20 protein-coding genes are annotated in these 18302 nt (G+C 52.7%); 9 read left to right on the forward strand and 11 right to left on the reverse strand.

Annotated elements, in window-relative coordinates; all coding sequences use genetic code 11:
* The first annotated feature begins 714 nt into the window (after positions 1-714).
* Together FJ147_20140 and FJ147_20145 are read left to right on the forward strand one after the other, a co-directional pair.
* Positions 715-1083: a helix-turn-helix transcriptional regulator gene (locus tag FJ147_20140; GenBank protein ID MBM4258191.1), complete on the forward strand. Its 369-nt coding sequence runs from the start codon at positions 715-717 to the stop codon at positions 1081-1083.
* A gap of 128 nt (positions 1084-1211) precedes the next feature.
* The gene (locus FJ147_20145) at positions 1212-1541 is read left to right on the forward strand and encodes a hypothetical protein (protein ID MBM4258192.1); all 330 of its coding nucleotides are present in this window, start codon (positions 1212-1214) and stop codon (positions 1539-1541) included.
* Positions 1542-1687: 146 nt separating this feature from the next.
* Here FJ147_20145 and FJ147_20150 read toward each other — a convergent pair whose 3' ends face one another.
* The gene (locus FJ147_20150; GenBank protein MBM4258193.1) at positions 1688-2395 is read right to left on the reverse strand and encodes a Crp/Fnr family transcriptional regulator; all 708 of its coding nucleotides are present in this window, start codon (positions 2393-2395) and stop codon (positions 1688-1690) included.
* Positions 2396-2615: 220 nt separating this feature from the next.
* On the opposite strand from FJ147_20150, the gene FJ147_20155 reads away from it, so the two are divergent.
* The gene (locus tag FJ147_20155) at positions 2616-3053 is read left to right on the forward strand and encodes a hypothetical protein (GenBank protein ID MBM4258194.1); all 438 of its coding nucleotides are present in this window, start codon (positions 2616-2618) and stop codon (positions 3051-3053) included.
* 245 nt (positions 3054-3298) lie between these two features.
* Here FJ147_20155 and FJ147_20160 read toward each other — a convergent pair whose 3' ends face one another.
* On the reverse strand, positions 3299-4126 hold the full coding sequence (locus FJ147_20160; GenBank protein ID MBM4258195.1) for an alpha/beta hydrolase: 828 nt from the start codon (positions 4124-4126) through the stop codon (positions 3299-3301).
* Positions 4127-4354: 228 nt separating this feature from the next.
* Here FJ147_20160 and FJ147_20165 point away from each other — a divergent pair, with 228 nt between their 5' ends.
* On the forward strand, positions 4355-5011 hold the full coding sequence (locus FJ147_20165; protein MBM4258196.1) for a glutathione S-transferase family protein: 657 nt from the start codon (positions 4355-4357) through the stop codon (positions 5009-5011).
* A 42-nt stretch (positions 5012-5053) separates the two neighbouring features.
* On the opposite strand, the gene FJ147_20170 is transcribed toward FJ147_20165, so the two are convergent.
* The gene (locus FJ147_20170) at positions 5054-6253 is read right to left on the reverse strand and encodes an alpha/beta fold hydrolase (GenBank protein ID MBM4258197.1); all 1200 of its coding nucleotides are present in this window, start codon (positions 6251-6253) and stop codon (positions 5054-5056) included.
* Positions 6254-6366: 113 nt separating this feature from the next.
* Positions 6367-6846 (reverse strand): hypothetical protein, encoded by a 480-nt coding sequence (locus tag FJ147_20175; GenBank protein MBM4258198.1) that lies wholly within the window; start codon positions 6844-6846, stop codon positions 6367-6369.
* 312 nt (positions 6847-7158) lie between these two features.
* Between FJ147_20175 and FJ147_20180 the strand changes: the two genes are divergently transcribed.
* From FJ147_20180 to FJ147_20200, 5 genes are all read left to right on the forward strand, one after another.
* Positions 7159-8676, forward strand: coding sequence for an MFS transporter (locus FJ147_20180; protein ID MBM4258199.1), 1518 nt, complete (start codon positions 7159-7161; stop codon positions 8674-8676).
* Between the two features lie 48 nt (positions 8677-8724).
* On the forward strand, positions 8725-9180 hold the full coding sequence (locus tag FJ147_20185) for a nuclear transport factor 2 family protein (GenBank protein ID MBM4258200.1): 456 nt from the start codon (positions 8725-8727) through the stop codon (positions 9178-9180).
* A 50-nt stretch (positions 9181-9230) separates the two neighbouring features.
* Positions 9231-9764: an SRPBCC family protein gene (locus FJ147_20190; protein ID MBM4258201.1), complete on the forward strand. Its 534-nt coding sequence runs from the start codon at positions 9231-9233 to the stop codon at positions 9762-9764.
* Positions 9765-9810: 46 nt separating this feature from the next.
* Positions 9811-10497 carry a DUF2071 domain-containing protein gene (locus FJ147_20195; GenBank protein MBM4258202.1) on the forward strand — a complete coding sequence of 229 codons (687 nt, stop codon included), beginning with the start codon at positions 9811-9813 and terminating at the stop codon, positions 10495-10497.
* A 128-nt stretch (positions 10498-10625) separates the two neighbouring features.
* Entirely contained in the window at positions 10626-10841 is a 216-nt protein-coding gene (locus FJ147_20200) for a hypothetical protein (protein ID MBM4258203.1), read from the forward strand.
* 50 nt (positions 10842-10891) lie between these two features.
* Here the strand turns inward: FJ147_20200 and FJ147_20205 are convergent, their stop codons facing one another.
* The 7 genes from FJ147_20205 to FJ147_20235 all read right to left on the reverse strand — a co-directional run bounded on the left by FJ147_20205 (position 10892) and on the right by FJ147_20235 (position 18068).
* Complete coding sequence (locus FJ147_20205) at positions 10892-11500, reverse strand: HAD family hydrolase (protein ID MBM4258204.1); 609 nt, start codon at positions 11498-11500, stop codon at positions 10892-10894.
* 30 nt (positions 11501-11530) lie between these two features.
* On the reverse strand, positions 11531-13387 hold the full coding sequence (locus tag FJ147_20210; GenBank protein ID MBM4258205.1) for an aldehyde:ferredoxin oxidoreductase: 1857 nt from the start codon (positions 13385-13387) through the stop codon (positions 11531-11533).
* Positions 13388-13543: 156 nt separating this feature from the next.
* Positions 13544-13771 (reverse strand): hypothetical protein, encoded by a 228-nt coding sequence (locus FJ147_20215; GenBank protein MBM4258206.1) that lies wholly within the window; start codon positions 13769-13771, stop codon positions 13544-13546.
* Positions 13755-14444, reverse strand: coding sequence for a hypothetical protein (locus FJ147_20220; protein ID MBM4258207.1), 690 nt, complete (start codon positions 14442-14444; stop codon positions 13755-13757). Before FJ147_20220 ends, FJ147_20215 begins: the two co-directional genes overlap by 17 nt.
* A 17-nt stretch (positions 14445-14461) precedes the next feature.
* Positions 14462-15268: an ABC transporter ATP-binding protein gene (locus tag FJ147_20225; GenBank protein ID MBM4258208.1), complete on the reverse strand. Its 807-nt coding sequence runs from the start codon at positions 15266-15268 to the stop codon at positions 14462-14464.
* 110 nt (positions 15269-15378) lie between these two features.
* On the reverse strand, positions 15379-16335 hold the full coding sequence (locus FJ147_20230) for an ABC transporter permease (protein ID MBM4258209.1): 957 nt from the start codon (positions 16333-16335) through the stop codon (positions 15379-15381).
* Positions 16336-16457: 122 nt separating this feature from the next.
* Positions 16458-18068: a hypothetical protein gene (locus FJ147_20235; protein ID MBM4258210.1), complete on the reverse strand. Its 1611-nt coding sequence runs from the start codon at positions 18066-18068 to the stop codon at positions 16458-16460.
* Positions 18069-18302: the final 234 nt, after the last annotated feature.

Raw genomic sequence — 18302 nt, forward strand, 5'->3', positions numbered from 1 at the left:
AAGGAATATCGGTTGTGAAGCCGCATTCGTCACCGAATGTTTGCAAGGCTTGAGCGCAGTGCGGTGAAAGTCGCACGCTGCGTTCTGAGAGGGCGGGATGGTGGTAACACCGTCCTGCTACTCGGCGTGATAGGGGCGGCTGAGCTGCGCAGGCAGAGAGGGTCAAGAAAAAGAGGCAAACCAGGTTGCGTAGTGGATGAGAAAGGAGAAGGGGAAAAGGTGTGATTTTCGTGGATGAGTACAACATAACTGGTCCTTCTTATGATCATTCCATTGTCGTTCCACCGCACTTACACAGAATACCAGGATAGGCCGAGAATATGAAAAGCCAAATCCCCTAAACGGAGGAGATTTTTCATCTGGGAACACAGCCACCCCGTTCTTGGCCAGCGACGATCAACAAAATGAGAGACGCATGTGACCACCCCGTCGCTACCGCGCCCCCGTGAGAACGGTCTCTTCTCACGATGTCGGTATTTTTGTTATCGACCGGTTGGCGAAAAAGTTTGATGGGAAAATTCAGCAGGGATGCATATCAACGTTCTGGCAAACGAGGTGCTGGAGTGTGTTCGTACTTCGCCAAGCTCAGCACGAACGGGGCATAAGGTGACGGGAATTGTTTATCGGTTTCAAGCCGTACGGGTCACGAGGTTCTTCTCATGGCTAGCGACTTGCCGCTTGCTCTTACTAGCGGAGTGCGTTAGCACACAACCTATGAGTACAAAAAAACCCGACCCGTATGTTAGCTTGGGAGAATTCATCCGCCGTCAGCGAGAGTTAGCGCAACTCTCGATCCGTCAACTGGCCGATATGTGCGGCATCTCGAATCCCTACCTCAGTCAAATCGAGCGAGGGTTGCGTATGCCGAGTAGTATGATCTTGCAGTCGATTTCCAAAGGTCTACGTATGTCGGCAGAGACATTGTATGCGCAAGCCGGGATTCTCGATCCCGAAGACATGGAAGAGAGCGATGTGATCAAAGCGGTGATGCGTGACCCGTACCTCTCTGCGCGTCAACGTGAGATGCTGATCGACATGTACCGCTCGTTCCGCAAAATCAATGAAACAAGCGAACCCTCGTAAATCGGCAGAATCGGTCACCTGGGTGACAGCCGTGGCTTTTTATTGCTTGCAAAAGTTAGCGATAAGAGTTAGCATCTCTTCTGACGGTAGCGATCTTCGCTGCCGAAAACTCAGAGGAGGATCGAAATATGGCAGCAAGCACCCACGTCAATAACCCATTTGAGAAGCTCTTCACTAACGCTGCGAATACCCCGTTTGTGAAGTTATTAAGCGAAGTGAACGCACCGCTCTGTAACTCGTGGAAAGAGACCGCCACGCAGTACATCAATGCCAGCGAAGAGTGGGTAGAGAAAGCGCTTGAGTGGAATACCAAAGCAACGGCATGGGCAAAAGAAACCCCACTTGCGCCAGTGTTTGAGGCGCAACGCAACCTGACCACCCAGGCAGTAGAAAGTTCCCTTGCTCTCGCTCGCCGCTTCTGGCAGATCGATGAGAAGCATGAGAAAAAGGCGGCGTAAGCAAAAGACAGATTGCAGCGAATAAGCTGCCACGTCACTCCGCTCGCCCTCTGACAAGCTCAGGACGAGCGGAGAATAGTAACGAGTGACTCCGGACGCCGTTGATGCTGAGCTTGTCGCAGTTTGCTCCCTCGTTCAGGCTTCTATTAAATACCTACTCCAGCTATTTCCTGTAGCTTCTCCGGGACGACAATCAAGCGGCGTCCGTCTCGCAGGATTGCCTCCTGTCGTTCGAGATCTTTCAAATGCTCTGTCACTTTTTGTCGTGAGGCTCCCACCAGATTAGCCAGGTCTTCATGCGTCAGTTGCAGAATTAAAATGACTCCACGGGCATCCTGGACACCGAATTTGCGGGCAAGTTCTAGCAGGGCGAGTGCGAGTCGCTGTGGGAGGTTGAGCCCTTGGAAACGCGTGTAGCGGTAGAGCAGATCTTCCCAGCGGCTGACCGTACTGCTCATGAGCGCGCTGAAACTACTAAACGGAATTCCCAGAAGTGTACTGATAAACTGCTCGGGTTGGATGACCGCGACCCAGCAGTCGCTAAACGCTTCCCCATGAAATCCACGCGTCATTCCAGTCATGAGTGACGTAATACCAAAGAACTCTCCCGGAGCGATAAGACTCACCAGAATCTCTTCCTCTCCCTGGCTACTCCGCAGTGACAGCTTGACCGCGCCAGCAATGAGGAGGTAGAGCGATTGCGATGATTCACCTTCACTGAATAAAGAAGTTTGTCGTTCGATGTGTTGCAGGATGAAGTGTGGCAGGAGTTTTTCGAGCTGATGGTCCGTGGCCCACGGCAGGGCTTTGAGACGGCGGAGCGTGATGACATTCAATACTGGGGTGCGAGCCATACACTGTGTAAAGACGAGTGACGTGTCTGCCCTCTTTTTGTCACAAAGGTGACTATTTTGCAAATTTTTGTCCAGGAATCAGTGCGCAGTATTCTCACTTGGTGCTGAGCAACGTGAACGTAGACCAAGTGTTGCATTCATTGTAATATCTCCCCGCTGTGGGGCAGTATGCGTTTCGCAGCGTAGACACATATATTATGAGAAATGGAGGATGGGTCGTATGCGTCAGTTGAGGTCAGTTTCCTTGGCCCTATGGGCAATTGTGATCAGTAGTGCATTGATGGGGGGGTGTGGCAAGAACGAAGCGATCGTGCAGAAGGAGCAACAAGCGATTCAATTGGTCAAGGCATTTAAAGAGTCTGACAATGCATTCAGTATCGTCTCCAACATTCAGAAGAAATCCGACGATGACGGTCGTGCCGGCAATAAATGGGATAGTACCGAAAATTGGGAGGCTGGCTTACCATCACAGCAAGACCTGATGATGGAGCGACTCAGTCAGTTCTTCAACGTGTTCCGTCCGTCCGGGAATTACTGGGTCAAGCTCTCTTATAAAGACAAAGACGGGTTGCACGAAGCCTTGTGGGATGTGAATGTATATTCCAAGAAAGTAGTTGCTAAGAACGAACTGGCGCAGCAGTTGGTAAAAGGATCGTGATTTTTTTCTTTGCGGATTGTCGATGAGAGAGCAGAGGAATTCTCGGTCTTCCCAAGCTACTATCGACAATCCACCAGCCGCGCGCCCTCACCCCCTGACCGTCATCGGTTTCCCACAGTGATGGGGAATGTCCTGCTCCCCACACGTTGGCCCCATCCAGCAAACTAATTTTTCCTTGTCGTTGACTTTTTCCTTATGCATCGGTTGCCCGCAGTGAAAAGGGACGGGCAGCTTTTGTCCACACTTCATACAGTAGAGGGTTGCCATGAATTCTCTCCTGAGCGACGGGAAGGGCGTCGCCGTACTTTTCGCATTTCTGGTACAGGGGCCGCGAGAAGCTCTGCGAGCAGCCGATAGACCGCAGCATTGACGACCAAGCTAATGTGGCGGCCAGGTACTTCGAGGTTTGTTGCCTGGGGATCAATGCATGCTCGCCAATGGACGACTTCATCTTGCTTAGAGAAAATCGACGTGAACTTGCGTCCTTCGGGGAGGGACGATGTCACGGTCTGGGCGAACTGACAACTACATTTGTGGCTGCCACATGAGGGAGAGGTCGTTTTCCGTCGCGAACGAACGGTCTGTAGTACCCGAAAAGTAAATGGCACAAGGGGGTTCACGCGTAGAGTGCCGTCGACAGGTGAGCCGATAGCGACGGCGTGACTCACATGCTCAGGAAAATTGATACTGAGAGAACGTGCGAGCATTCCACCGAGGCTGTGCCCCACAACCGTCAGCGGGTGTCCTGTCTCTTGAGCGATTTGGTTGATCCGCCAACCGAGCAACTCTGAGGTGAAGTTTGGACAGTCGACATTCCAGTGAATTCCAGAAAAGTAGGCTTGATAGCCCAGGCGATTCAGCCAGCCCGCCATCAATGTCATCATCCAGTCGCCAGTAAAGAAGCCAGGAATGAGAAGCACCGGTTGTCCGGTTCCGCGTTGCACTTCTCTTCCGTGGTAAACCGGACTACAGAGCAGACTGGTCAGTTGGTAGAGGTAATCTGGATAGGCTGTCGTGAGACTGAGAATCATCTTGGGTTTCTCTTTCTCGCTCGGCGGATGCGGATCGGACATAAGGCCTTGTCTGTAGGGGAGAGAACGGAAGGGGACGTAAAAGGTTGCATTTGGAACTGCGGTTGGACGGTGTGACTCGGGTGTTTGGAAAGGGACTCGCTTCCAACTTGTTGCTGTGTCATAACACCTGCCTACAAGAGACCACTTCTTTATTCAGACTAAACAAGTTGTCCTCTGCTAGCAATCGTCGGTAACTTTTGCAAGCGGGGTACACCAGGAAGGAGTTGCGTGATGATCTCTGTATACGGAGCGAATATTTCTCCCTTTGTGAGGAAAGTGCGGGTATTTTTAGCTGAGAAAAGCATTCCCTATAAGCTAGAAGCGGTGAATCCGTTTACTGCGGGACCGGAATACCGGAAACTCAGCCCACTGGGCAAGATTCCAGCTTTTCAGGACGGTAGTGTGACATTGGCGGATTCTTCTGTCATCTGTGCGTACGTTGAGAAGACTAATCCGCAACCCTCCTTGATACCAGCTGCTCCTGCTGCTTATGCGCAGGCGCTGTGGTTTGAGGAATATGGCGATGGTGGGCTCGCTCCTGTCGTGGGGCCAGAGATCTTTCGTCAGCGGATTGTCATGCCGTTATTTTTCAAGCAGCAGGGTGATGAAACGGTGGTGCAAAAGGCCGTTGCCGAGAAGCTTCCTCCACTGTTCGACTATCTCGAAGGGGCCCTTGGTGACCGCACGACCTTGGTTGGTAACAGTTTCACTTTGGGTGATATCGGAGTGGCAACGCAGTTTGTGAACCTTCGGCATGCGGGCGTGACGGTTGATGCCCAGCGCTGGCCCAAGCTCGCGCGCTATGTTGCGGCGGTACATGGGAGGCCGTCCTTCAAGGCCGTTATTGAAGAAGAAGAGGCCGCGTTAAAGAAGGCAAAGGGATAGCAGGCTATTGGAGAGGCGCCCCGCCGGGGCGTCTCTCCAGAGTTACTGCAATACCGCAGTATCGACGCTCGTTGATACCGCGACAGGCACAGTGCGTCGGCGCGCTGCCGGTCGATCGCGCTCCTTGAGCCAGGTCACAACCTGTGGCCAGAGTTTCTTGTGGGCACTGCTGCTCACGATCACACCCAGATGGCCTGCTGGGAACAGCAAGGTTTGCTTGTCGCGACTGCTGGTCGCATCAACAAGGGGGAGACTTGCCTGTGGGTGCACGACATCATCGAACTCGCCAACGATATTGAGCACCGGACAGGAGATATTCTTCATATCGACCCGCTGTCCACCAACACCGAATCTCCCCTGCGCAAGTAAGTTTTGTTGAAACAGCTCTTTCGTCAATTCTCGAAAAATCTGCCCCGCTAAGGGAACGTCACTATTCATCCAGCGCTCGAAAAGGGCAAAGGTGTCAGCAAAGCCAGCACGCTCTTTATTGCGATACAAACTCACGTGCTTGTTGAAGAGGTGGTGCACAGGAGACATCGAAGTAAAATTCAACTTCATCATCCACGCCGGACAATTGCCATAGGCACTCACAACGAGTTCTGGGTCAATGCTTGTCGTCAATTGAGAAAGCGGAATATCCTGTTTGCCCAGATCATACGGGACCGTCAGTGGAATAAAGTTCTTGACCGTCTCTGGATGCAGAGCAGTGTAGACCGTGCTGAGCAGCCCGCCAAAGCAGTAGCCCATCAGCGAGATCTTCTTTGCGCCACTGTGAGCCTGCACTGCTTTCACGCTGTTGTGCAGGTCTTGATTGACATAGGCATCAAACCCTCGCCAGGCGTCGGCCCGCATTGGTGGTTGCCAATCGGTCAGATAGACCTCGAACCCTTGCTTGGTTAGCGCTTCGATGAGGCTTGAACCGGGCTGCAGATCAAGAATGTAAGGCCGTTTGATGAGGGCATAAACGATCAGCAGTGGTGTCGCCTGTGGTCTACCGACCGCGCGATAGTAGCGCAATCGAGCTTTGCCATTTTCAGCGATGACTTCATAGGGTGTCACGCCAGGCGGGTCTTCATGGACGGGATAGGGCTCCATCATGCCCCGGCGTAAACCGTCGAGGACGAGAGTCGAGCTATTGAGCCACGACGTAGAAACTTCTTGGAGAAGATCCAACATATTTTCATACTCCTGGATGAGAAAAGGCATTGTGAAACGACTCGGTTCGATGGCTATGTCCATCACACCCTGTCTGCTCGAGTTTGAACAATGAGTTGCCGTAGCGACGAGTTATCGAGGTAAGGTCGGCGGTCGACGCTATCCCCGTTCACTGCGAACGGGAAGAATCCGCGAAGCGGCTAGGCAGCAGCCTGGAGTTCGCTATGCTGAGGAGGCGGAAGTGCTGATGCCAGTACAGGTTCTGGGGGGCGGACTTTTCGTTGCCGAGGCCGCCGCGGTGCCGTTCGCGCCTGGGTCGGTGTCATGCCACTGCTGATCGTGTCCGTTTGCGTACTCATAGGTCGTTCCACTGGGGTGGCTCGTAACGTCGGCGGCTGCAGCAGACCGGTCATGAAAAACTTGCTTGCTGCATTGGTAAGCTGTTGGATACGCAACATCTGGTTGACCGTACCTCCAACAATCTCACTGAGAGATTGAGAACGGTATAAAGAGTCTATGGTCGATGTTGCCAAACGGACACCAGCATCGTACCCACTCCACAACGCCAGCGTGGTTTCTTTGTCAGTGGTTGTGCCGGACACCCAACGCACACTGGCCATTGGTAGATCAAACGCTAAAGTTTTGTACACTTGCGTGAGGTCTGCAGACTTCTGACTCATTCCAGTTTCCTTCACTAGATTCGCGGTCTCCTTTGTCATTGTTTACCTCCGCTACAGTAAGGCAGCTGCCTGGAGGACACAAGCAAAACTGCGTGTTCGTGCTGTCACTTACGTGACGAAAATCCTTCTTTCAGTCACCTTAACTGTGTTTTGTGTCGCTTTAGTGACAAGATTGTGAACTCTTGCTGACACCTCGTATGGGAAACAAGTCTGAGCAAGAGATGGACCAAGTATGAATGTTTCCCCGCGATTCATCGAAGTCGTTAATTTTTCAGGAGTTGAGCGACACAACGAAAAGATCCGTGGGCGCAAATGTTGCCCGAAAAACAGGCACTGCTTTTTCTCCAACAGTTCTCCGCGGTTGACTGCTGGTTGCGCAGCAGAAGAGGGCCAGCACCCAGCGCGGTAGGACTGGGGCACTTTTCCTCGGTAATCACCTTCTTGCTGGTCGCTGGGCCATACTGCCCCTACCCATGTGGTATCGTTGCGCGTACAATTCGCGCACAAAAGGAGGGGTTCATGGAAACACGGACACGTTGGACCATTTTGTGGTTCCTCGTGGCGATCAGCGTAGTGCGCAGCATGGATGCGGTCAACTTCTCGGTGGCTGCCCAGCAGATCATGCCGGAATATGGATTGTCGAATGTGCAGATGGGGTTGTTGTATACCGTATTCACTGCTGGTTATGCACTGTTTCATGTCCCGGGAGGCTGGCTCGGTGATCGGGTGGGACCGCGCTGGATGTTGACGCTTGCTGTGGTGTGGTGGTCAGCGTTTACCGCAGTGACTGCGGTTGCTGGCTCCTGGTGGCTGGCAGGGCTGATCGGTCCATTAGGCTCGTTTATGGTCGTGCGTTTTCTTGTTGGTATGGGGGAGGGGGCGGCGTATCCGAATTCTACTCGTGCAGTGGCGAGTTGGATGGCACCAAACGAACGTGCATTCGCGGGTGGATTGGTATTAGGGTCGATTGGTATCGGTTACGGACTCGCGCCACCAGTTGTGTCATGGATCATGGTGCACTATGGATGGCGGCCAGCATTTTATGTTTTTGGTTTCGTCGGCCTGATCGTTGCCGTCCTGTGGTACTACTTTGCAACCGACCGGCCCGAAGATCATCCGCGAGTCTCACCGCTAGAATTACAGCGGATTCGGAGCGACAGCCAGACGCTGGAGCAACAACCGACGCCGTGGCGCGCAATTTTCACCCACCCCAACGTGTGGCTCTTGATGCTTGCGAACTTTGGCTTTGGCTATGGTGTGTATATCTATCAGTCGTGGTTTTACCTGTATCTGGTCAACGTTCGTGGCTTTTCAATTATGCAAGGTGGATGGCTGACAACGGGTCCCTTCATTGCCCTCACCATTCTAGGGCCTATTGGTGGAAAATGTTCTGATGCGCTGGCCAAGCGCTACGGGGTAACATGGGGGCGACGGGCAGTTGCCGTGAGTGGATTGTTTTTAGCCGCAGTTTGCTTATACCTTGGCGCTCATGCCGAGAATCCATATACTGCCGTTATCATGTTATCCCTAGGCGATGGGTTTCTCTATTTTGCTGGCGCGGCTGGAGTGGGGACGGTGATTGATATAGCAGGTGCGCATTCGGGCACGGTGTACGGTGTGACGGTAACCGCGACGCAAATCGGCGGTGCGGTTGCGCCGGTGTTGACTCCGTATATTGCTGAGCACCTTGGCTGGGAATTTGCCTTGCAGTTTGCTGGACTCTTGGCACTCTTCTCCTCGTTTGTCTGGCTGTTTATTGATGCGGCCAAGAAGATCATTCCTCGGGTCGAGAAACAGGATGTGGGTGAGCAACTGGTCGTAGCACGCTAGCGGGAAGGGTGAAGAGGTGCACTGAGGAAACGGTGAAAGGAGGGCACGATGAAACTCGAAGAGATGGTGCAGGAACTGTGGGACCGGGAGAAAATCAAAGAACTTACCTACCAATATGGGTTAGCGATTGAAGCCCAAGATGCTGATCGCATGGCGAACCTGTTTACTGCTGATGGCTCGGTTGATTTCAGTTCACTGGGAAGAGGTGTCATCACAGGGCATCAACGTCTCAAAGAGTTTTATAATAGTACCTGGCCGTTGCGGGTCAAACCATTCTTCACCAATCACGTGATCAAAATTGACGGCACCCGGGCGACTGGTATCTGCTCGCTGGAGAATCGTGCAACGCGAGGGGATGAGAGCCTCATTGGGGCTGGTCGCTTGCATGACGAGTATGAGAAAGTAAACGGTGAGTGGAAGTTCAAATCGCGTCGAGTTGAGATGTTCTATTTCGTACCGCTGTCTGAAGGCTGGGCGAAAGCGCCAGGACCGGGAAAGTTGTAGGCAAGGAGTCGGTACTCAGGTGTCAGTCAACAGGAGAAGGGTGGAACACGATGAATGACCATACGCTGAAACTTTTAGCGACCTATCGTCGCACGATTCAGGCATCACTGGAACGCATCTGGGAAAACGTGCTCGACTGGGAACACTTACCGTGGCTCCACCGCAAATCGTTTGCCGCGATTCAATTGCTTGAACAAACACCAGAAGGCTGGCGTGCGCAGGCTACGCTTCGTCCCGCGGAGGCGAAACGGGAAGCTGTGATTACGATTGAGATGGATATGCCGAACCTTCGTTATTGGAGCCGTACCGTTGGAGGACAAGGGACTGGTAATGGGGTGCTCACCTGCCTCAGCCCGGTTAGTCAACATGTGACTGATATCAAGGTTGAGTTCTATGCGCCTTCATCTCTCTCGCCAGATAAAGCGAAAGTCTTAGGAGAGTCGTATCTACGTTTGTATGAGCAACTGTGGGATGAAGACGAGCGTATGATGCAGCATCGGCAGCGATCGCTGGATCGTGGATGGAAGCAAGGCGCGCGACCAGACTCAATGCCTGTGGAGCAGGAAAGGCCGCGCCACGCGTAATCAATCAGACCATCGCGCATGGCCTGCACCACGGACACCGTGGCTGATGCGGCAAGTCTGGCACGACTTGGTTTTTGCTCACTGGCCGGTGGCAGTAGAACAACTGCGCCCGCTCATTCCTGGTGGGTTACAAATCGATACCTATGACGGGCAGGCGTGGATCGCGATTGTGCCGTTTCGTATGAGTGGTATTCGTCCACGCTTGCTTCCGCCGGTGCCCTGGCTTTCCGCGTTTCCTGAACTGAATGTGAGGACGTATGTGAGTACAGAGGACAAACCCGGCGTCTGGTTTTTTAGCCTCGAAGCGGCAAATCCGATTGCCGTAGCCATTGCGCGTCGTTGGTATCTGTTGCCATACTTTTACGCCCGCATGTCGTGTCAAACGAACAGTGAGGGGGTCGTGTACTCCAGCCACCGTATTCACCGCAGGGCTCCCGCAGCGACATTCCGTGGACACTATCGCCCAACGAGTGGGGTATTTCAGGCACACAAAGGATCTCTCGAATATTGGCTCACGGAACGATACTGCCTGTACACTGTAGACGCGCAACAACACATCTATCGCGGTGAAATTGACCATCCGCCCTGGCCGTTACAACTTGCCGAGGCGACCATTGAGGAGAACACGATGACGACACCACTTGATATTCGGTTGCCTGAGGGAATGCCCTTACTGCATTTCTCTCGTCACCAAGAGGTTGTTGCCTGGCCGCTTTCACAAGTTTCTCTATAGTTTGACAGAGACTCCCTTTGACAGAGAGAAAAAACTGTTTAAAGAAACCAGGCATCTTACCGATACCCCTTCTTGAGACATACCTGTAATTGGCCGGCAAACTTAGGACTCGATGCAAAGGAGGACTCATGGGGGTGCTGTATTATTTGGCACTAGTCCTCGGGTTGTTTGGTGGATGTTGGGTACTGGTGGGGGAGAACACAGCCCGGTGGCTATTCATTACGGTGCATAGTGCTTGTGTGTCATCTGTCCTATTGTTGTACATAAAAGAAACGCTTGCCCCTCGGCTGACGACTCCACGTACTGTTGAGACCGCTACTGTTTCTCATCACCGACGCTCCTAAGAGCGTAAAACCAAGAGTGAGAAAAAGCCGGCATATCGCTGATGGATTCTTTATTCGATATGCCTGAGGAGTTCTGGTAAGCGATCAATAACCAGGTCTGCGGTGACGGTCCACGCAGGGGTCTTGCCATTGGTTAAGAGTACGGTCATCGCTCCTGCGGCTTGACCAGCATCGGTATCATGACGGTAGTCTCCGACCATCAAGAGTTGCTCGATAGGGACGACCAATTTTTCTGCCGTGTAATGGAGGCATGCCGGGTGCGGTTTCGGCGGCGCATCCTCCCGTGCGACGAGTTGATCGACGACGATTGCAAGTCGTTCGCACACTGCCAGTAGTGAGGCGCGGCTATTGCGTGTCACAATCGCTATTGGCAATCCCATCGCACGGACTGTCTCTACGGTTTCTTGTGCACCGTCATTCCACGTCACGTTCTCGACGCCATCTTGTTCAAACGCTTCGATAATCTGTGTTGCGTTGTGTCGCTGTTGAGGCGCTAGGCTTTCAAGCCACTGGAGAATATCTCCTTCTGGCAGACTGAGCTGTTTACGGAGACGGGTGAAGTCTAAATAGGGTCGAGTAAGCGTACTATCGAGGTCAAAGGCGATGGCCCGTAATAGGCGCCGCGTACCTCGGAGGTGAAGAGTGCGGTGTTGAGTCATACGGTGTTGAGAACCCGGAGTCGGGAAACGCTATTGTAACCCGTAGTGTGTTATTTGCGAGTCGAACGCGGTGAGTACCCGTTGTCGCAATTCTCGCCAGAACTCGGGTGTAATGAAATGTGGGAGTTTCACGTTCGGGTTTTGGGTATACACCCGCTCCGGTAACACATAATCGTCTGCCGTTGTTCCTTGTTTTCGTTCGAGCAGCAGGCCGCGTAGGTTCGCTCGCTGAACTGCATGTACCAGGTCCTCACGCGTGATGGTCAAGCCGTAAAAGTCTTTGAACACTGGCTCGATGACTTTCTCCGGCGTACCAGCAAACTTACACAATCCGAGAACGTCATCGCGAGTGTAATAGTACCCCCGACCAGGTTCGGTAATTGCATTGAACCAATAGTCTATGTCTGTTTTGCCGTCGAATACCAACAGCAAGAAGGTCCGCATCGACATGTGACCGCCAGCGATAGCAAATGGGTAGCCAGGGTTGGTCTCTGGGAGATACGCAGGTAACTCCAATCCTTTGCAGTGCATCGCATAGGCTGTTTCCCCAAGTTGTTCAGATAACGCCTTGACGCCATGCCCCACTTCAGGAAGTTCCCCTGCCGCCAAGCGCTGAATCACGCGATACGCGCCATGAAAGTCTCCGAAAGTGAGGCCGTCGATAACGGGTTGCTCTGGATGACGCTGGTTATATTCCATAATATAACCCAGAGTGACACCCAGGCTAATGGAATCGAGGCCTACCTGATCAACGAGTTCCACAATCTCGAGTGCATGGTGCTGGTCGTAGATACCAAGATTTGCGGTTAGCAAATCCAATGGCTCATAATCAAACTTTGCGTAGAACTTCCCTGGTTTTCGTTTGCCTTCCTCTTCTACGGCAGCGTACACATTCTTGTGGCAGGCAATGCCACATTTGAAACAGGGCTCGTCTTTGACGATGTAGTGACCGTTCTCTGCAAAGGATTTACGATACAAGGCAACCGCCTGGTCTGTCCCGGGTGACCAGAAGTTCATTTCGGGAAGAGCGCCAAGCGGGTGAAGTCCAGCAATGTTACGCCAGGTGCCGCCGAGGCCATTACCTTTATGTGGATCGCGATAATTACGTGAGCCTGGGCCCCGGCTGATTTCTTTATTGGCTTCGAGGAGGGCAGGGGTTGCTTTGCCGCGATAGACATCTGGTGCTTGGGCGACGATTGCGAGCAAGTTCTTCGAGCCCATAATGCTGCCCATGCCGCCTCGGCCAGCGAAGCGCGGCTTGCAGTCTCCAGAGCGCAGTTGATTGACGGTGCTGAGGGCAATGGCGCCGTAATAGTTTGTCTGCCAGTGTTCACCGGTCGGTCCGATGGCGGCGGCGTGCGCGTCTTCGTACCGTCCAGCCAGAGTCATGATCTTGTCATGCGTCGTCTTCCCACGCAGGTCATTAGCGTCTTCTAAGGAGATTCGCAGTTTTCCTGTTTCTTCTTTCTGGAGAAGCAAATACACGGGATGAGCTGCACGACCAACGAACACGATTTCATCGATTCCGGTGGCCAGCACTTTGGTGCCGAACTTATCTGAGCCTGCAGACCACATGGCAAGCGGACGGCCATTCTTTGCTACCTTTAGCGGGCTGTACGCAGAGAAAAACGTGCGTAACCCGGTCATGAGTTCAGTTCCAGAGAACGTTCCGAGATTCATCACCAATGGTGAACTCGGCGCAAACGCATCTTGGACTGTATAATCGCCAAGAAAACGGAGCGAGCGCGAAATGCCACCAAGAAAGTCATCAAGGTCACGGCAAGGAAGCAGGTCTTGCCGAATCTGACCACTCGTTAAATCAACCGTCACGCGACGAAACGAGTAGTCAGTTGGCTGCTTTACTTCACTAGTACTGGTTGTGAACATGGCGAGCCTCCCGATGTGGAAAACGTGACGGGGAATACGTAAAAGGCCTGCTCTTTTTCTTACGCATGACGTTTTACCTATTTACGTGTTGAGTTCTTTTGACCATGCACTATAGCACAGCTAGCGTGGCAATTGATCAAGTACGGCACGCTCCTCTTACTGCCTCACCATCGTTGTCTCTCGCCGCAGTAATTCAGGGACGGTGTCATCGTTGACTTCTAAGCCTGTAGCGAACTGTAAATCGTTCATGGTCTTTTCGGTCTGGACCATACTGGTCACTACTTGATCGACTTGACCGGAGATGAAGTCGGGCTCATGACGGTTAATGGCTAATTCACTCAGAGATTGGATTTTGTTTTCCAGACGATCAATTTCTAGCCGCACGATTTCTCGATTGTGCGCGCGCTTTCTGTAGGTTAGCTAAGCGCGCTTTGCTAGTGGCGAGATTGTCTTCGAGGGTTTTACGGATTTTCTGTTGTTGTGGATCTTCGCTGTTGGCTGGGACGCCATTCAATTGTCCTTCTAGGCGGCTAATATCTTTTTGAATCTGATCGTCACTAGTGCGCATGAGAAAACGATCCAGCGCATACTGAGAAAACAGTAAACGCAAGTCAATCCACAAGAGCCGATCCAAGCCAGCGAATTGCATCTCTTCGAGCGGATTATCGGTTTGAAGACTGGGAGAAGTACCGGGAGACTTCACCAGCGTCGGATCTTTGAGTTCCATCGCGATTTGTCGTAACTCCAGACAGCGTCGGCGTAGGGTCTCAAACCGCTGTCGCATACTGTCTGGTAGTGCATTCATCAGACGTTGGAGTATTTGATCGGCGTTGGTGGTTCCTTGCTCGCGTGTGGCTTTTGCGGCTTGCGCATCAACATAACGCTGAAATTTCGAGTTTGCCCCCAGCAATCCTACATAGGTCAATTCTGCAGCCAAGATGAGCGGAATAAAGACATCGGGAGCACCACTGAGAGTGGCGAAGCCGAGCGAGCCAAAGAGCGCAAGAAGATTCCAACGATTTTTAAAAGCTGCAGTTAAATAGCGAACAAAGCCCACAACTCACTCCGCATCGTCTACGTAGCCGCGCGACGACTCTCTTCCATCTGACTAATCAAATCGCGTAAATGATAAACCGTCTCTTGAAACTTCGGGTCGCGTTGCATCTCCTTTGACGGTCGATCTGAAGGCTGAATCGTCAATTCCTGGAGGATCGTTCCTGGGGAATTGCTCATGACATACACACGATCACCAAGAAAGACCGCTTCCTCAATCGAGTGGGTAATAAAGAATACCGTCGCTTGTACCTCACGCCACAAGGCCAACAGCAAATCCTGCATACTCATGCGCGTGTGCGGATCAAGTGCGCCGAACGGTTCGTCCATCAGAATAATCCGTGGTCGCAAAATCAAGGTTCGTGCAATTGCCACCCGTTGCCGCATGCCCCCTGAGAGTTCATGCGGATACTTACTGTGGTCGGATTTAACGTTCAGGCCGACCCGCTGAATCCATTCTTTCCCCAGCTCTTCCCGCTGTTTGCGAGGCACCCCTTGGCATTCCAAACCGAAAGTGACGTTCTCCAGCACCGTGCGATGATCAAAGCTAGTGTAGTCTTGAAAAACCATACCACGATCTGCACCCGGTCCGACCACGGCCTGCCCCTGGACAAGTACGTCGCCAATCGTGGCGGGATGTTGGGGCTCAAGCCCAGCTATCAAGCGGAGAATCGTACTTTTCCCACATCCGCTCGGACCAAGAATGCAGACGAACTCACCTTTTTCATGCAGGTCTTCGACCACAAAAGATACATTCTTAATCGCGGTAAACGCATTGGGCTGGCCAATGTTGTAGATCTTCGTGACTCCACGAAATTCGACAATCATTGCAAGTCCGATCTCTGCTGGGGTGCGGACGTGCTCCAGCACTTCGCTCATACCAATGGTATGCGAAGGAGGCGTTTGCGAGTGAACCGCAGAGCTGGGGTCTTCCTGGCTCACGACTTTGTCTCCGTGTGCGTGGGTGATGATGATATGGCTGTGGCCGAAGCGGGCTGGCGACGAAACATGTTGATCATATCTTCCCACGCATGTAACAGACTTCTCAAGGCCTTGTTGAGCACTCCGCTTCCTCCGTATCGATGAGGAAACAACTCCTTCTGTATCCAGAATAATAAACGGTCAATCAGCAGAGCGACAACTGGAATGAGAATAAGAATCAGGAGGATATGCTCTCGGGGCCCTCGACGCATCGAGAGATTAATCAAGTGCCCTAACCCACCCGTATCACCAATAGTCACGAGCTCGCCAAGCATGATGTATCCGAAGGCGAGACCAAATAACAAACGCAAAGAATTGAAGACACTAGGCATCGCCAGCGGTACCAGTACTTTTATGATTGTTTGCCAGCGACTCGCACCGAGAGTGTAAGCTGTGTCAATGTATTGATTGCTAACGTCCATGATGGCGCGAGCAGTATCTGACAAGACAAAGGCTACGGTCGCAATAAAAATGAACATCACCTTCTGAAACTCGCCGATGCCAAAAAAAGAGAAAGTCAGGGGAATCAGTGCAGCAACTGGGATGTTGCGGCCAAAGATGGCCAGGGGGGCAAAGAAGGCATTGATGCGCGAGAAGCAACCACACAGGACGCCGAGCGGAACGCCTATAATTGTGGCAAGTCCAAATCCCAGTATGACACGCCATAATGTCGCTAGCAGATTGCGTGTCAACGCTCGGTCAAACCAGAGGCTGGAAAACGAAGCCAATGTTTCCCCTGGACTCGGAAGAATAGTGTAGCTGAGGATGAGCTCTTCAGATTCACCGCGGGTGACGAACCACCAGAGCGCCAAACAGAGAAGAATACACATCGTCCCGAAGAGCCACGCCTGCCATTGCGGAGCCTCTTTGCGGAGGGCGAAGAGGGAGAAAGAAACGGGAGGTTGGGTTCCCATCGTTGTTTCTTTGATGTCTTGTAGTTTGTGTCATTCTGAGGCCAGAGGTCGAAGCAGCTCTCAGAAAACGAGGTCCTTCGCTACGCTCAGGCTGACAACTCCGTCAGATTCGAATGGTTCCGTTACTGTTTCTCTGCTGAGAAAATCCGTACCTCTACGCGGCGGTTTTTGGCATGGTTCTCTGCATCATTGCGATCGATCGGACGATCCCAGCCCACCCCATCAACGGCAAACTGGTTGGGATTGAGTTTGAACTTGCGGACTAACGCTTCTTTGACCGCGTTGGCGCGATGCATCGAGAGCTCCTTGACGACTGAGGCTGGAACTTGACCCTTCATCGAACTATCAGTGTGCCCTTCGATGATCACTCGCGCGGCACCAAATTGCCCGACTAACCGCCCGACCTCTTCGAGGACGAAATCTACCCGCGGGTCGTACAGCTCATCGACTTTCTTGCCATCTGCTTCCTTTGTCACCTTCTTAAACAGATCCCAACTGTTCGGGTAGAAGTGAATGACGATGGTATTAGTAAGAATTTCGTCTGACTCACCACGAATATCGCCGACAGTCGTTGGTGCGAGTTTGATCTGATACTCATCTTTTTGTGCGGCGTACTTTGGCTCTTTGCCGAGCTTCTCAATGATCGAGAAATCCATCACCTGGTCAAATGGCACCGGTTGGTGGGTAATCGAGCGAATGCGGCGGTACAAATAATACGCTTGATTCCAGACGCGCTCGAAATTGGTCGGGTTGTTTTGATTGAGGAAAAACTGATGGTTCTCGCCCCAGTTGGTGTTGTGCGCATCGCCGAGCATATTGAACGCTTCGGTTGCCGGGATGTTGTACCCCTGGGCCATAAATTCAGCTAAGCGCTTCTTGGCATCCTCACTCTTCAACTCTTGCATCGCATCAAAAATGCCACGGACGAGTCCTTCAATAATGCCAGGATGGTCTTTGGCGAAATCGGCACGTGCGAACCACACATCCGCAATCAATTTGTTCGCCGTTGCGGTTGTGACGAGCATGCGATTGCCGCGAATCTTTTCGAGGTTGTAGATATCTGGTGCCCAGGAAACCGCGCCGGCAATATCTTTCTGCGCGTTGAATGCTGCCGCCGCTTGGAACGCGTCGTCAGTGAAGACCATCTGGACTTCGGCTGGTTGGACACCACCGGAGACCAGCATGTTTAACGCAAAGTAATGTGAGGGAGAGTTTTGCGCGAGCACTAATTTTTTTCCACGCAGGTCAGCAACGGTTTTGATATTCTCACGCACGACAATGCCGTCACCGCCGCTGGACCAGTCAACCTGCTGATAGATGCGTGGCATGACGCGGCTGTCACGCGGCTTGCCGCTGGAATCGACGAAGCCTTCCATGAACAAGGGGACCATATCGAGTGTGGCCCAGCCAATGTGGACCTCCCCAACAGCGTAGGCATCGCGCATCGCGACAGGGTTATCGATCAGTACGAGTTCGACTTTGAAGTCTTTCCCGTCGGGAGTCTTCCAGACCTTCCCCGGTTTGAAGCCGCCATTTGCAAGAATGATCGGTCCCCAGCCCGCCCAGACGTTGAGGGCAAAGCGGACAGTATTCCCCTCAAGGGCCTTGTAACCGGCAAGGCCTTTGACCTCGGGGAGACGTTCACTCGGACGGAAGCTATATTCTTTGACTGTCGTGACGCTGGCTGAATCCGCAGCCTCACCTCCAGCCTCAGACGGGGCTGGTGTCCCCATTGGCGTCACACCGGGAGTGACTGGCGGCGCAATGGTACCGGACTGGCCTGGTGCAAAGACGCCTCACGCTGCCTGTTGAAAGTGGACCTGCTTTTCTTCCGCTAGCGTGAGCTGGCGGAAGGCCTGTTGGCGTTGGGCCTGGAGCGACGGCCCCAGGTGCTGCTGGCACCACTGCCGGACTTGTGTGGTAGAAACCGTCGCCAGTGCGTCTCGAATCACTTCGGGTGTAGTGGA

Source organism: Deltaproteobacteria bacterium, assembly GCA_016874775.1.
GTDB lineage: Bacteria > Desulfobacterota > Binatia > Bin18 > Bin18 > VGTJ01.